Annotated in this window: 15 protein-coding genes; 12 read left to right on the forward strand and 3 right to left on the reverse strand. The window is 49.3% G+C overall.

Going from position 1 to position 15,297, the window contains the following annotated elements; all coding sequences use genetic code 11:
* Positions 1 to 366 carry a BlaI/MecI/CopY family transcriptional regulator gene (locus P2H89_RS25900; protein WP_275832532.1) on the reverse strand — a complete coding sequence of 122 codons (366 nt, stop codon included), beginning with the start codon at positions 364 to 366 and terminating at the stop codon, positions 1 to 3.
* A gap of 407 nt (positions 367 to 773) precedes the next feature.
* Here P2H89_RS25900 and P2H89_RS25905 point away from each other — a divergent pair, with 407 nt between their 5' ends.
* The 4 genes from P2H89_RS25905 (at position 774) to P2H89_RS25920 (ending at position 4,194) form a co-directional block, all read left to right on the forward strand.
* Positions 774 to 1,631 carry an RNA polymerase sigma factor RpoD/SigA gene (locus tag P2H89_RS25905; protein ID WP_014217201.1) on the forward strand — a complete coding sequence of 286 codons (858 nt, stop codon included), beginning with the start codon at positions 774 to 776 and terminating at the stop codon, positions 1,629 to 1,631.
* Positions 1,632 to 1,714: 83 nt separating this feature from the next.
* Positions 1,715 to 2,602: a DUF4249 domain-containing protein gene (locus P2H89_RS25910; protein WP_275832558.1), complete on the forward strand. Its 888-nt coding sequence runs from the start codon at positions 1,715 to 1,717 to the stop codon at positions 2,600 to 2,602.
* Between the two features lie 195 nt (positions 2,603 to 2,797).
* Positions 2,798 to 3,736 (forward strand): thioredoxin-disulfide reductase, encoded by a 939-nt coding sequence (trxB, locus tag P2H89_RS25915; protein ID WP_275832560.1) that lies wholly within the window; start codon positions 2,798 to 2,800, stop codon positions 3,734 to 3,736.
* A gap of 98 nt (positions 3,737 to 3,834) precedes the next feature.
* The gene (locus tag P2H89_RS25920; RefSeq protein ID WP_275832562.1) at positions 3,835 to 4,194 is read left to right on the forward strand and encodes a dihydroneopterin aldolase; all 360 of its coding nucleotides are present in this window, start codon (positions 3,835 to 3,837) and stop codon (positions 4,192 to 4,194) included.
* Between the two features lie 11 nt (positions 4,195 to 4,205).
* Here P2H89_RS25920 and P2H89_RS25925 read toward each other — a convergent pair whose 3' ends face one another.
* On the reverse strand, positions 4,206 to 5,579 hold the full coding sequence (locus P2H89_RS25925; protein ID WP_275832564.1) for an MATE family efflux transporter: 1,374 nt from the start codon (positions 5,577 to 5,579) through the stop codon (positions 4,206 to 4,208).
* A gap of 237 nt (positions 5,580 to 5,816) precedes the next feature.
* On the opposite strand from P2H89_RS25925, the gene P2H89_RS25930 reads away from it, so the two are divergent.
* The 8 genes from P2H89_RS25930 to P2H89_RS25965 all read left to right on the forward strand — a co-directional run bounded on the left by P2H89_RS25930 (position 5,817) and on the right by P2H89_RS25965 (position 14,577).
* The gene (locus tag P2H89_RS25930; protein WP_275832566.1) at positions 5,817 to 6,665 is read left to right on the forward strand and encodes a DUF3822 family protein; all 849 of its coding nucleotides are present in this window, start codon (positions 5,817 to 5,819) and stop codon (positions 6,663 to 6,665) included.
* Positions 6,656 to 7,207: an RsmD family RNA methyltransferase gene (locus P2H89_RS25935; RefSeq protein WP_275832568.1), complete on the forward strand. Its 552-nt coding sequence runs from the start codon at positions 6,656 to 6,658 to the stop codon at positions 7,205 to 7,207. Before P2H89_RS25930 ends, P2H89_RS25935 begins: the two co-directional genes overlap by 10 nt.
* Before the next feature lie 57 nt (positions 7,208 to 7,264).
* Positions 7,265 to 7,510, forward strand: a complete 246-nt coding sequence (locus P2H89_RS25940) for a hypothetical protein (RefSeq protein ID WP_275832569.1) — start codon at positions 7,265 to 7,267, stop codon at positions 7,508 to 7,510.
* 39 nt (positions 7,511 to 7,549) lie between these two features.
* A complete protein-coding gene (gene bioD, locus P2H89_RS25945) occupies positions 7,550 to 8,179 on the forward strand; it encodes a dethiobiotin synthase (RefSeq protein ID WP_275832571.1) in 630 nt (209 codons plus the stop codon).
* Positions 8,176 to 8,745, forward strand: coding sequence for a 5-formyltetrahydrofolate cyclo-ligase (locus P2H89_RS25950; protein WP_275832573.1), 570 nt, complete (start codon positions 8,176 to 8,178; stop codon positions 8,743 to 8,745). Before bioD ends, P2H89_RS25950 begins: the two co-directional genes overlap by 4 nt.
* Complete coding sequence (gene lpxK, locus P2H89_RS25955; protein WP_275832575.1) at positions 8,735 to 9,811, forward strand: tetraacyldisaccharide 4'-kinase; 1,077 nt, start codon at positions 8,735 to 8,737, stop codon at positions 9,809 to 9,811. Before P2H89_RS25950 ends, lpxK begins: the two co-directional genes overlap by 11 nt.
* 9 nt (positions 9,812 to 9,820) lie before the next feature.
* Positions 9,821 to 11,929, forward strand: coding sequence for a ribonuclease R (gene rnr / locus P2H89_RS25960; RefSeq protein ID WP_275832577.1), 2,109 nt, complete (start codon positions 9,821 to 9,823; stop codon positions 11,927 to 11,929).
* Positions 11,930 to 12,285: 356 nt separating this feature from the next.
* Positions 12,286 to 14,577 carry a histidine kinase dimerization/phosphoacceptor domain -containing protein gene (locus tag P2H89_RS25965; RefSeq protein ID WP_275832579.1) on the forward strand — a complete coding sequence of 764 codons (2,292 nt, stop codon included), beginning with the start codon at positions 12,286 to 12,288 and terminating at the stop codon, positions 14,575 to 14,577.
* On the opposite strand, the gene P2H89_RS25970 is transcribed toward P2H89_RS25965, so the two are convergent.
* Complete coding sequence (locus P2H89_RS25970; protein ID WP_275832581.1) at positions 14,574 to 15,191, reverse strand: hypothetical protein; 618 nt, start codon at positions 15,189 to 15,191, stop codon at positions 14,574 to 14,576. The two genes, P2H89_RS25965 and P2H89_RS25970, sit on opposite strands and share 4 nt — an antisense overlap.
* Positions 15,192 to 15,297: the final 106 nt, after the last annotated feature.

Genomic DNA, 15,297 nt, shown 5'->3' on the forward strand with positions numbered 1-15,297 from the left:
TTATTTGTTTTGGGCGTCCTTGATGAGTTTAAGGAGATTTTCCAGTTCTTCCTGGCTCAGTTGGTTATCACTTACGAACTGCGAAACCAGCTTGGCCGGCGACCCCTCAAAATACCCCTTCACCAGCTGCTTGACGCTTTTGTTGCCGTAATCTGATTTGGAAATCAATGGTTTGTATAGATTGTTCCTGCCCTGCACTTCGTAGGTCACAAACTCTTTCTCTACCAATATCTTTAAGATCGTGGCCACCGTATTCGAATGGGGCCTGGGCTCCGGAATCTGCTCCATGATATCCTTCAAAAAGCCCTGTTCCAGTTCCCACACCACCAGCATCACTTGTTCTTCGGCCTTGGTAAGTACTTTCATAACTAGTTTTTTAGTTGTATCTCAAATCTATAACTATTTTCTTAGTTACAAAATATTTTTGCCCTAATTCACAATTTTTTTTAGAAAGGGTAAACCACCACAGGTATTTGATGGTTACATCGTCAATAGTAGTAGGAGTGCAGCTTACAGCCAATTGGACGGCTTTTCATTGACAGGTTTGGAGGAACATTCGGCCCGCAATATGCCCGCAGCAGCTTCGATTTTATCCACAGGAGCTATGAGATGTCGGGATTGCGTGTTATTTTTGCAGACGGTTCTGGACGGATCGGACACATTAACAGCTCATTTGCAGTTGATTTGCAACCTGCCCTGAACTTTCTCAGTCTATTCATTGTTGATACTGTACCCTGCCCTGAAACAGTCATTTTATTACCTAGAAATTTGATATGAGACAGCTCAAAATTGCTACCCAGATAACTAATCGCGACTCGCAGGCAGTAGAGAAATATCTGCAGGAAATCTCAAAAATTCCGATGATCACTCCCGAAGAGGAGACTGTACTGGCCCAGCGGATCAAGATGGGAGATCAGAAAGCATTGGATAAGTTAGTGCAGGCGAACCTTCGTTTCGTAGTATCAGTAGCCAAGCAATACCAACACCAGGGCTTGTCCCTCAGCGATTTGATCAACGAGGGTAACCTCGGTCTGATCAAGGCCGCCCAGCGTTTCGACGAAACCAAAGGTTTTAAATTCATCTCTTACGCAGTATGGTGGATTCGTCAGTCGATCCTGCAGGCTTTGGCCGAACAAGGTCGTCTCGTACGTCTGCCCCAAAATAAGATCGGTACTTATAATAAAGCCAACAAGGCTTATATGGCCTTCGAACAGGAGCATGAGCGTGAGCCCAGCACCGAAGAGCTGGCCGAGCTGTTGGAAATGAGCGAAACAGAGATCAACAATATATTCCAGAGCAATACCCGTCACACTTCCCTCGATGCACCTGTGCACGAAGCAGAAGATGTGGCCATGGGCGACCTCCTCGAAGGTGGTGATGACACCGATGATGATGTAATGAAAGATTCGCTCCGTAACGAGATCCGCCGCGTGCTGAAATCGCTCAGCCCCCGCGAAGCAGAGATCGTGAACGCTTACTTCGGCCTCGACGGCGAAAACGGCGTTACTATCGAGCAGATCGGTCAGAAATACGATCTTACCAAAGAGCGTATCCGCCAGATCAAGGAAAGAGCCATCAAACGCTTACAAAAAGCACGCTACAGCAACGCGTTGAAAGCATATTTAGGTTAGTAATAGTACGTTAATCAAATAAAAGCCCGGTACGGTCAAAGCCTGCCGGGTTTTTTATTAACGCTCATGTACCTTTATATCGTATGTATCCGCGCATCATACTTGTAATATTCCTCGGAGCTCTACTGGCCTCCTGCGAAAAAGCCATCTCCTTCAAGCCCGACTCGGCCGAACCGGCCGTCGTGATAGAAGCGACTATCGAAAACGGTCAGGCGCCGGTAGTGATTCTATCCCGCAGTCTGAACTACTTTAGCCAGCTCTCTGCCGATACCCTGGCCAAATCATTTATCCGCAATGCCGAGATATATGTTAGCAACGGCAGCCACACCCATCGCCTCAAAGAATACGCCTATCCCGCCAATAACGGCTATACGGTCTATTATTACTCTACCGACTCTTCAAATCTCGCCACTGCTTTCGTTGGCGAGTTCAACAAGGCATACACGCTCGAAGTAAAGGTGGATGGCAAAACCTATTCAGCGAATACCACCATCCCCGCACTCACCAAAACCATCGACTCGTTGTGGTGGTTACCGGCTCCCCAAAACACCGATCCCGCCCGCGTTATCATCATGGCCCGCACCACCGACCCGCCCGGCTTTGGCAACTATATCCGGTACTTCACCATGTCCAATACAGAACCATTTTATCCCGGACTCAATTCAGTCTTTGACGATCAGATCGTTGATGGCAAAACCTACGACATACAGGTAGAGCATGGAGTAGACCGCAACCAGCCGGTCGACCTCGAGGATTATGCATTTTTCTACCACGGCGACATAGTAACCGTCAAGCTCTGCAATATCGATAAGGCCACCTTCGATTTCTGGCGCACCATGGAATACAACTATTCCAGCATCGGCAATCCATTTGCAACACCCGTCAAAGTATTGAGCAATATCAAAGGTGGCGGCCTCGGTTATTTCGGCGGTTATGCTGTACAATACCTTACACTGGCCATTCCCCGCTGATCGCAGGAACACCACACAACGTGTCCCCATCACACTACCTTCCGCAGTATTCCCGCTGTCAACCACGCATTGAACCTATAGCCCTGTACGCTGTTATACATAGGTTATGCACAGTGCAGAACGGAATGTCAAGCGGTGCGCTTTGTAACTGTTTTGCCTTTATTTTTGTCAGATTTTATTCAAGAATCATAAGTTATGGAAAGCGAAAAAGTACACTGTTTAATCATTGGATCAGGACCGGCAGGATATACAGCAGCTATCTATGCGGCACGGGCTAATATGAAACCGGTATTGTACCAGGGCATTCAACCCGGCGGACAGCTCACCATTACTACCGAGGTAGAGAACTATCCCGGCTATGCCGATGGCGTACAGGGCCCCGAAATGATGATCCATTTCGAAAAGCAGGCAACACGCATGGGAGCCGATATCCGCTTCGGCCTCGCTACCAAAGTCGATTTCACGCAACAACCTTATAAAGTTTGGATCGATGAAGAAAAGCTCATCGAAGCCGATGCGGTGATCATCGCTACAGGCGCCTCCGCCAAATGGCTGGGCCTCGAAAGCGAACAACGCCTCAACGGCTTTGGCGTCAGCGCCTGCGCCGTCTGCGACGGGTTCTTCTTCCGTACCAAGGAAGTAGCCATTGTAGGCGCTGGTGATACCGCTGCTGAAGAAGCGTTGTATCTTTCCAAGCTGGCTTCCTCCGTGCACATGTTCATCCGCCGCGATGCCATGCGCGCTTCCAAAGTAATGCAGGACCGCGTACTGGCTACCCCCAATATCAAAGTATACTGGAATTCAGAGACCGATGAAATATTGGGCGAGAACAAAGTTGATGGCGTTCGGATCAGGAACATCAAAACCGGCGAAACACAAAACATTCCTATTCAGGGATTCTTCGTAGCCATTGGTCACCAACCCAATTCAGATATCTTCAAGGGTATCATCGATATGGATGAGGCTGGCTACATCAAGACCATCCCCGGAACCTCCAAAACCAATGTAGAAGGCGTATTTGCTGCAGGCGACGTACAGGATAAGATCTACCGCCAGGCGGTAACAGCTGCCGGTAGCGGTTGTATGGCTGCCCTCGATGCAGAACGCTACCTCTCCGCCAAAGGGTTGGTGTAAGAAGCCCAGGTAAGCCTTGATACCGAAAAAATAACATATCAAGTCAATACTTCTTTCTAATTTGGCCCCGTTCCGAAAAGACGGGGCCAATTTCTTGTATGGTATCAATCGAGTTACACAACATCCGGATGCACGCCTACCATGGACTTTATGAGGGTGAGCAGAAAACCGGCAGCCCTTACGAAGTAAACCTGAAAGTAACCTACGATGAAGGTCAGGTAGCCTTCGACGACCTGAAGAATACCATCAATTATGTCGATGTGTTCGAGATCGTGAAGCAACGCATGAAGGTAGCCACGCCCTTGCTGGAGAAAGTGGCAGAAGGCATCATCCGCAAACTGAAACACCAGTATCCCTACGCCATAGAGATCAGCATCTCCATCTACAAACTGGAAGCACCCATCGAAAACATACAGGGTAAACTGGGCATCACCATGCACAAGAAGTTTGAAAAGTAAGGAAGTGGTGATCAGATCTCTTTCTTCTTCCATTTGCCGCTCCGCATGTACCAGAAGGAAAGGGAGAACAACGTGGTCCAGTACAACCATTCCGACATCCAGCCCCATACGATCGACCATTTGAAAACTTCCAGCACCAGGTAAACGTACGCACAGTAAAATAGAATGGCCGCCGCTTCAATGGCGAGGTTGACGGTCGAGTTGCCGGTACCCGTCACTGCATTGAGCCAAACCGTGGAGAAGGACATCAGCACCAGCGCACTGGAAACCACCCGAACCACAGGAATGGCATCTTCAGTAAACGAAGCATCCTGACCATAAATGCCCAGCAATACTTCGGGAAAAAGGTTGAGCAGCAAGGCAACCACTACAGCAATGCAGAAGCTGATGCGGACGATCTTACGCACCATGGGTAAAACTTCTTCCTTCTTGCCCTGACCAATAACATTGCTCACCATCGTATTGGCGGTGGCGGCAAAAGCCCAGGTAAAGACCCCAAAGAAACCGAAGAGATTGCGCATCGTATTGGAAATGGCCAGGTCGCGGTTGCTGTGGCCGGCCGAATAACCATGGCGCTCTACGAGGATATAAAAGAAGATCCAGCTGATCACACTGATGGCATGCTGAAAGATCAGCGGAGACGACTGCACCAGTATCAGTTTGGAAATGTCTTTATGATAACCGAAGTGTTTATACAAGGAAAAACGCTGACTGATGCCTTTGCGATGGATCACCGCAAACACCACGAGCATACCGGTAGCTTCTGCAATGATCGAAGCGATGGCAGCGCCGTTGAAGCCCAGGGCAGGGAAGCCCAGCCGGCCATAGATGAGCGTATAATCAAAAAAGATATTGGCCACCGTTTCGGCCAGCGTACCGATCACCAGGTACTGGCTCTGGTTCGTACCCACCAGCAAGGCATTGCGCATCTGGTAGATGTACAGGAAAGGCAGGCCCCAAATGCGGATGTATAAGAAGTGAATGGATTGCTCCAGCACCTTTTCATCGTGCAGGGAGAAGCGCAGGATCACGGGCGCCACCAGAAAAGTGAGGACAATGCCGATGGCAGCAATGATAAGCGCAATCCGTACGCCTTGCGAGAACAGTTTACCGATCTCTTCTACGCGGTTTTCACCAGCCCGGCGCGCAATGAGCGCCTGTAGGCCATTGTTGAGCCCGAAGCCGATGGCGGCAAAGATGAGATAGTACACGCCGGTAAGGCCGGCCGTGCCTAACTCCTGTTCACCCAGGCCGCCCAGGAAAATATTGTTGGTGATGAAATTGATCTGCGGCACCAGCAGCGCGAAGCTGATGGGCATCGCAATCTTCAAGATCTGCCGGTACGACGATTCTACCCGTAGGTCATTCGGTACAACTGTGGCCATAACAAATTAAATCCCCTTTAAAAAACTACCCCTTGCGTGGTTGTGGTACATTGGGAGAGCCTGCAAAAGTAGCGCATTGCCCGCACATGGGGGTTCCCCAAAAGCGTGGATCGTTGAAATATTGGCATAATCCCTGCGTTAAAGGACACCGGCGGCAAAGGCCGGACCCAACAGGCTGCCAATGAGCCAATTCGCTTAATTCGTTCAATTCGTGTATTATTGCACCTCGAATTTAATATGCTGAAAGCAACATTTGATATCATTCCGGAAAATGCCCGGCAGGAAGAGATGCAGAACAGCCTGTTACTCATGGAAGTGGGTGAAAAGGTATTTAGCTATGTGTTGTACAACAAGCAACAGCAGCGTTTTATGGCGTTGCGCCAGTACAACCTCGATTTTCTGCCCGGCAAACCCGTAATGGAGGCCCTGCAGGAGGTACTGGCAGGTGACGAATTGTTGCAGTTGGCCTACCGCGAGGCGTTTGTGATCTATCATTATACCGATAGCAACCTGCTGCCCGAAAAGTTCTTTCATATCGAGCTCAACAAGCCCGTTACCGAACTCGTTTTTGGCAATGCCCACAAAGGCTTGTTGCTGAGCGAAAAGATACCCGGCTGGAACGTATACAATATCTACCGCATACCGCGCGAAGCACATTCCCTCATGCAGCAGAAGTTTGCGGCAGGGAAATACTGGCATTATTATACCATTATGCTGTCGGGCATCGAAAAAGAGCACAGTGGGGAAGCAGTATTGAAAGTGATCGTGTCGTCCGACAGGATCGTGGTGGCTGTCTTTAAGAACAACGCCCTGCACCTGATACAGACCTATGGCTACGATACGCCCGATGATGTATCGTACCAGTTGCTGGCGCTTTGCAGCAGGTTTGGATTCGATAACCAGCAGGTGCTGCTAAAGATATCCGGACTGCTCGATGAGCAATCCATCCTGTACCAGGAATTGTTCAAATACTTCCTGAAGATAGAGTGGGAGGGGATGCACGGCAATGCGCGCGTGCATGCAGGATTTGATGAGTTCCCTGCCCATTATTTTTCACCCTTGCTGAACATGGCCTTATGCGTATAATCAGTGGCGAACTGGGAGGAAGGCGTATCAATCCGCCGGCGAATATGCCGCATACACGGCCTACCACCGATATTGCCAAAGAAGGACTCTTCAATATATTACAGAACAACCTTGAGATAGAAGAACTGAAGACCCTCGATATCTTCGGCGGTACGGGCAGCATCAGTTACGAGCTGGCCTCCCGTGGCGCACACGATCTTACCATCGTGGAAAAGGATACGGCCATGTACGAGTTCATTAAAAAGACGGCGCAGGAGCTCAAGCTGACTAATTTCAAGGTGATCAAGATGGAGGTGTTCAAATACCTCGAGCAGTGTACCGAACAGTTTGATTTCATCTTCGCCGGACCGCCTTATGCGCTCACTACCATCGATGAGCTGCCCAAAAAGATCGTGGAGAAGCAATTGCTGAAGCCCAATGGGTGGTTCGTATTGGAACATACGCCCCGCAACAACTACGAGAACTATCCGCTCTTTGTCACTGCGCGCAATTATGGAACAACCATTTTCAGCATATTTGTAAATAAGCCGGCTGATCAATAAGGCCTTGGTTCTCAGGCCACTTTTGAGGGTAAAGACTTTTTTGATACATTTGGACAAATGATTTCAGATGAAATCCGGCAAAAACTTCAAAATATCATTAGAGGAGATGTCCTTGAAGGTGAAGAAGATTCTTGCTCAACAGCCAGAAATCTCCTTATCGCAAGCTTTGGCGCAGATCCAACTGCTAAAAGAGAATTCGAAAGTCGGTCAATCCTCAAAGAAGAGCAGGCACGCTTCTTAACCTCATTTGCAAAAGAAAGTACACCGCAGATTTATCGGCTATACACACCGTGTTTTACATAATGGAAAGAAAATAAGAGACTCCCGGAAATAGCCATCACCATGAACAAGATATTCGTCACCGGCATAGGCACCGGCATCGGCAAAACCTTTATATCGGCCTTGCTCGCCCGCGCGCTCGAAGCCGACTACTGGAAGCCCATACAGGCAGGCATCGACGAAGGAACCGATAGCGAGTACGTACAACGAACGCTAACGGGTACGCCCGGCCTCGTTCACCCCGAAGCATACAAGCTGCGCATGCCCGCATCGCCGCATATTGCTGCCAGAGAAGAAGGCATCAGCATCTCCATCCCAAAAATTTGTGGTCAGGTTCCGTCAATAAGTCGTAATTTGATCATCGAAGGTGCCGGCGGACTGATGGTTCCCCTCAATGAAACCGAATTCGTAGCCGACCTTATCAAAGCCCTGGAGGCGAAAGTCATATTGATCAGTCGCAACTACCTGGGCAGTATCAACCATTCACTATTAACCGCGCGCGTGTGCAGGGAGATGAATATACCGGTTATAGGGTGGATCTTCAATGATCAATACCTTCACTACGAAGAAGAGATTGTGCGCTGGACCCAATACCCTCTAATAGCATCTGTACCATATATGAAAGCAGAAGACGGACAATTTATCGAGGCTCAGACGGCTGCCCTTCAAAAGCGACTGAAAGGATTTCTATGATAAAAAAAAGTGTTCGTAAGGACTACCTGCAACGCAGGATGGATATTCCCGAAGAAGATCTCCAGCAGCAAACAGCCCTCATGGCGTTCCAGTTCAGGAAACTGACTATTCCTCCCGTTAAGTTCCTCATGTCCTATTCACCGCTCACCATTCGCCGTGAATTCGATGTATCGGTTTGCGAGGACATGCTCAAAGGACAAAACCCTTCCCTCCAGATAGCCTGGCCCCGGATCGACGAACAAACCTGCGATATGGATGCCGTACTCATGCAGCGCGGAGGCCTCTTTACCAAAAACCGCTATAACGTACTCGAACCCATCAGCAGTAATATCATAGATCCCGAACTGCTGGAGGTGATCTTCGTACCCCTGGTAGCGTTCGACGAAAAAGGATACCGCGTAGGCTATGGCAAAGGATACTACGACCGGTTCCTGGCCCGTTGTAAACACGATATCATCCGCGTAGGATTCTGCTACTTCGAAGCCGTACGCCCTATAGAAGACCTCAACCAGTTCGATATACCTTTAAATTATTGTATCACCCCGTATCGTACATATGAATTTTAACGCTCCGTTGCTGAGGCCCATACGGGTATTGTTATTTCCCGTTTCACTGGTCTATGGCGCTGTGATCTGGTTGCGCAACAGACTATACGACAAGAATATCCTCAAGTCATCCGCATTCAACCTGCCTGTTATCTGCGTAGGCAATCTCTCCGCCGGCGGAACCGGTAAATCGCCCATGGTAGAGTTTTTGCTGAAACTGCTCCATAGCCATATGGAAGTAGCCGTATTAAGCAGGGGGTATAAACGCAAAACAAGAGGGTACGCACTGGCGGGGCCCGGTACCTCCGCATTGGAAATAGGCGACGAACCCATGCAGTTCCACCTTAAATTCCCGGATGTTAGCATCGCCGTGGGCGAAGAACGCGTGGTGGCGATTCCACAACTGCTGCACGATAAACCCGATACAAAGGTCATCGTGCTGGACGATGCCTTCCAGCACCGCACCGTACGGGCAGGCCTCAATATCGTGTTGTCGGATTACAGCAACCTGTACACCCGCGACTGGTTCCTGCCCACCGGCGACCTGCGCGATGAAAAGAACAGCTACAAACGGGCGCAGGTACTGGTAGTGACCAAATGCCGCCCCGATCTGCCGGAAGCCGAAAAAGCAGCCATCCTGGAAGAGATCAACCCCCTGCCGCACCAGCAGGTATTCTTTTCCACCATCCGCTACGGTATGCCCTATCATATCCTCACCCGGCAGGAAATGAACATTAACGAAACCATGGAAGTTCTATTGGTGAGTGGCATCGCCAACCCCACACCACTCAAGAAATACCTCCAGGAAAAAAGTAAAACCTACTATGAGATCCCGTACAGCGATCATCACATCTTCTCCATTGATGATCTGAAAGACATGGTGAAGCGGTACGATGCCATCCCAACCACCAACAAGATCATTCTCACCACCGAAAAGGATGCTGTACGGTTGGTAAAATTTGAACAACAATTAAAAGAATTGCCTGTCTATGTAATTCCCATCGAAGTCCAGTTCCTTTTTAACGAACAACAGGTATTTAGTGATTTAATTACTAAATTCATCAGGGAATTTACTTACAGGCCTTAAACACTTGCGATGAGTAAGAAGCAATCAAAGAAGAGCAAGCAAAAGAACAAAAAGAAAAAAGGCTTTTCAGACATGGATACGCTGAAAGGCACCCTGGATATAACCCGCTCCGGCGTCGGCTACGTGATCGTACCCGATAACCCCAGCGATATCCTTGTGCGCCCCGGCGATTTCAATACCGCCCTCCACGGTGATACCGTGCGGGTGCGCGTCATCAATACCGGCGGTGGACGCAGCAGCGGCCGCCAGCAGGGCAAAGTAGTTGACGTAGTGCAACGCAAACAAACAGAGTTCATGGGTAAAATAGAGATCGGCAAAACCTTTGCCTTCTTTATCCCCGATGTCGACAAACCCATGCCCGACATCTTTGTGCCCCTCACAGCGCTCAAAGAAGCCCAGAACAACGACCGCGTCATCGTGCGCATCACCGAGTGGCAGCCCAATAAAAAACCCGTTGGCGAAGTGATGCAGATCATGACGCCCGGCGATGCCAACGATATGGCGATGAAAGAGATCCTCATGCAGAACGGATTCCCGCTTACTTTCCCGGAAGAAGTGCTGGAAGAAACCGAACGCATACCGGATCTGATACCGCAATCGGAGATCAAAGTGCGTAAAGATGTGCGTGATACGCTCACCTTTACCATCGACCCCGTCGATGCCAAGGATTTTGACGATGCCATCTCCTTCCGCGTATTGAAGAATGGCAATTACGAGATCGGTGTGCACATCGCCGACGTAGGCCACTATGTAGAGCCCGGCACGGCACTCGACCAGGAAGCCTACAACCGCGCCACCTCGGTATACCTGCCCGATCGGGTATTGCCCATGTTGCCCGAAAGGATCTCCAACGAGCTCTGCTCGCTGCGTCCCAAAGAAGATAAGCTCACCTTCTCGGCCATTTTCCAGATCACCCCCAAAGGAGAGATCAAACAACACTGGCTGGGTAAAACCGTTATCCACTCCGATCACCGCTTCACGTACGAAGAAGTGCAGGAGATCATCGAACAGGGCGAAGGACTCTATAGAGACGAGATCGTGATCCTGAACGAACTGGCCCAGAAGTTTCGCAAGGCCAGGTTCCGCAAAGGCGCCATCAATTTTTCATCGGTAGAGGTTCGCTTCAAACTCGATGAAAAAGGAAAGCCAGTAGGTATCATGATCAAGGAAAGCAAGGAAGCGCACCAGCTCATTGAAGAGTTCATGCTCCTCGCCAACCGTACCGTGGCCGAAAGTGTATCGAAAATAAAGTTCAACAAAAAGGATATACCATTCCCTTACCGTGTGCACGATACGCCCGATGAAATGAAGTTGGAACCCTTTGCGGCCTTTGCCCGTAAATACGGACATGAGTTCGATACCAAATCGCCCGAAGGCATAGCGCGTTCCTTCAACCAGATGCTGAAAGATGTACAGGGAAAACCCGAGCAGCATGTGCTGGAACAATTGGGTATCCGCACCATGGCCAAAGCGATCTATACCGCGGAGAATATCGGTCACTACGGACTGGGCTTTAAGTTCTACTGTCACTTCACCTCACCCATCCGCCGTTATCCCGATGTACTCGTGCACCGGGTGCTCTTCGATATCCTCAACGAAAAGGTGGAGCCCGATAAGAAGATGGAGCAGAAGTGCAAGCACTGCAGCGAAAAGGAACGTAGTGCGATGGAGTCGGAACGTGCTGGTAATAAGTACAAGCAGGTCGAGTACATGCAGAACTTCCTCGGTGATGAATTTGAAGGTGTCATCAGCGGAGTAGCCGCCTTTGGATTCTGGGTAGAGACCATCGAACACAAATGCGAAGGGCTGGTAAGCATCAACAGCCTGCTCGAATACGACGATTTCCGCCACGTGGAGAGCGATTATCAATTGGTAGGCATGCGCAGCGGTCGTAAGTTCAAAATGGGCGATAAAGTGCGCATCAAGGTCGTAGCGGCCAATCTCACCAAACGCCAGCTCGATTACGAGTGGGTCATCACTGCCACTGCAGCCGATGATAAGGTAGAGGTCGGCTTACAACAGCCCAGCGTGATTCCCAAGAAATACAGGGCGGGTAAACCCGGCAAACCAGGCAAGCCCGGAAAACCCGGTAAGTCAAAAGGCGGAAAGCAGAAATAGGTCCGGCAAATAGCCAGTATCTGACAGAGCCGCAAGGGTCACTGCACCGGACTTATACTCCTTCAAAAAAGTAGACTACTCAAAATAGAAGCCCCTCAGGAATTCCTGGGGGCTTTTTATGTGACGGCCATCACAATTTCAACGGTTCGATGAATTGGCCCCAATGAATATTGTTTCACCATTTGGATTACTGTGCAAACTAAAGTTGCTCAATGAATGCTGCAACGAAATATTATAGTAAATTAGAGAACTCCTTTCTTGTGAAACCTCTCTGTGATTTCCTCCTGGCTGGCTACTCAATCAATTTCAAGGTCTGCACCTTATGATACATCGTTCACGCAACCAAAAACGTGCATATGGTGAATCGTTTTGTGCTGTTGATAACGTTAATGTCCGCTGTTGAAGGAGCATTTGGACAGGAAGTGCCAATCCATACCGTCACGGAAATAAGCTCTCTGCTACCAAAGGCGAAAGGCCGTCCCGAAAGGGTGAGCCTGCTGCTCGAAGGAGCATTGCTATACATATTAAGGCCAGGCATGGAGCGTAGCGATTATGATAGTGCGCTGTTGTTTTTAAACCAGGCCATGGAACAGACAACAGCGCCGGAGGCACCCTTGTTGAAAGCTCGTTGTTGCAACGTGTATTCCCAACTCTACCGCGAAGATCACCAGAAAGAAAAAGGGAAGAAGTATATCGACACCGCCATAGCTATATTCACCATCCACAATGAGAAAGAAGCGCTGGGCGATGCCTATTTGGAATTACAGAACTATTACGATGTATATTCCGAAAGTGAGTGGCCGCAGCGGGTAAATTATGCAGAAACCGCAGAGCGACTGTACCGGGAAGTCGGCAATAAGTTTAAGCAGGCCGAAGTATTAAAACACCTGGGTGATTTCTACCAGATAAAAGAAGCAGACAGCATTGCCCTGATACACCTGCATGCGTCGCTTGCTATTTATAAGGAACTGAAGTATCCGCAGGTGCAAAGTGTGTATGATCTCATCGGGTACATATTGTACCACCACAACGATCTGCAGCAGGCTTTGAAATATGGACTACTGGCGGTGGAAGTCGGCGAAAAATACAAGCCCGGAAGCAGTGAATTGAGTACCATTTACAATCGCGTAGGACTCACTTGTTATCGGCTCACGCAATACCGGGAGGCCGTTAATTATTTCACCAGGTCATTTGCCATAGCCATAGACCAAAAAGATACAGGAGCAGCTGCCGTGATCGCCCCCAATTTGATGGATGCCTATATGCGCATAAAAGACCAGCAAGGGCTGATCAGTTTTTTGCAACGGAATAAATTCCTGTACGACAAGGGAGCAGCAATCCATAAGATAAACTATCTCACCACTTTTGTATTGGCCTACCTGATAACCGGCGATCATGAAAGCGCCAGCCCCTATGTAGAAGCCTTGCAGAACTTGGTGGGCAATACCGATGATGAAGGCCGTCTCAGGAACCTGCAAAGGGCCTTGATACCCTACTTGCTGGCATCCCAACGCTATAAGGATATGTACAGGTACCTGCCTGCCAATGAGCGTTACTGCAGGAAGTACAGGAACTTCAACGGCCTGGCCGATAACTACCTCTGGTGGTATAAAGCAGATTCGGCCCTGGGTAATTATCCGGCATCCATCGCGCACTATAAATTGTATAAAGAGGCCAGCGATACATCGCTCACGATGAAAGCGAACCAGCAGATCAACCAACTGCTCATACAGCATGAGGCCTACAAAAAGGACCAGGAAATTTCAGCCAAAGAAAGCAACATCATATACCTGAAGGAAGAAGCAAAAATGCAGGAGGCGCAGCTTCAACAGGCGAAGTTGCTCCGGAACCTTACCTATGTACTGGTAGCACTATTGTTGCTGGTAATTTCCTTGCTGTTTAACAGGTACCGGTTAAAGCAGCGCACCAACAAAAAGCTTGAAAAGCAGCAACAGGAAATAGCGCGGAAAAATAATTCGTTGCAGCAATTGGTCACCGAAAAAGAATGGTTAGTGAAGGAGATCCATCACCGGGTAAAGAACAATCTTCAAACCGTAATGGCGCTCCTGGGCACACAGTCGGGTTACCTCAAAAATGAAGAGGCAATAACTGCCATCCAGGATAGCCAGCAAAGGATACAGACCATGTCGCTCATCCACCAGCGGCTCTACCAGTCCAACAACCTGTTGTCTGTTAAGATGGCTGATTATATACACGAGCTGGTGGGTAGCTTGCGTGATAGCCAGGGTAGTCACAACAGGATACACTTTATGATCGACGTGGATCCCATTGAATTGGACGTAGCCCATGTGATCCCGTTGGGGTTGATCGTCAACGAGGCCGTCACCAATTGTTTTAAATATGCCTTTCCTGGCCAGCGTTATGGCGTCATTACCATCGAATTGAAAGCACCTCAACAAGAGGAATGGTTACTGGTCATCAAAGACGATGGAGTAGGGTTGCCCAGGGGATTCGATATTCACCAGGCCGATTCAATGGGCATGCACCTGATCAGGGGGCTCTGTGACCAACTCGATGCACAGCTGTCCATCACCAGTGAAAACGGAACTTGTATTACAATTTACTTTACAGCTGATCTGCAAGCGGACCTTGCCAACACGCACACCCAATCAGCCACAGCGAATTAGTTCAGCCAAAAGCCAATACTCAGGCGGCCAGGAATGGTAAAGCGTCCACCGTTCTCTTCGGTATTGCCGTGCATGTCTGTAAAGGGTTTTTCCTTGAAGATGTAGCCGGCCCCGATATTGAGGTCAAGGCTGAAGTGACTCTTGTAATTGCGTTGCAGCCCCCATACGGCGCCCACAGAATGCACCGCTCGTCCATTGTGCTCCACATAGCCAGACTCGTTGACCCAGTATCTCCGGGCAATACCCGTCCTGAAAAAGGGTGAAAGGTAATTCGCGCTGTTTTTGGCGATGCGCTTGCCATTCTCCTGGCGCTTTTCAAAATTATAATAGTATCGGTATTCAACCGAAGCTGTCGGCTCGAGGTAGAAGTAAGAGCTGGAGCCCATGGCATCTGAATACGAATAGCCGCCATTGAAGCCCACGTATCCATGCAGGAAGACCGTTTGGAATTTCCCCACAGGGACTTCATAGCCGATGCCGGGCGAAAGGATCGTTAACTTGAAAACCTGCTCCACATCGGCTTCACTGGATGTTTCGGAGAGAGCGCGTTCCTGCGCAGTACCAGGCAGCATTGCCAACAGGCACAAGGTCAGAAAGGGTAAAAATTTTTGCATGTATTATACGGGTTTAGAGATTGATCGCCGGCCGTTAAGACGGTTGAGTGCCGGCAGGTGCAACAATAATAGGCTGCATTTTACATACTCCCTTGTTAAAGCCTAC

Source organism: Paraflavitalea sp. CAU 1676 (genome assembly GCF_029223285.1).
Lineage (GTDB): Bacteria > Bacteroidota > Bacteroidia > Chitinophagales > Chitinophagaceae > Paraflavitalea.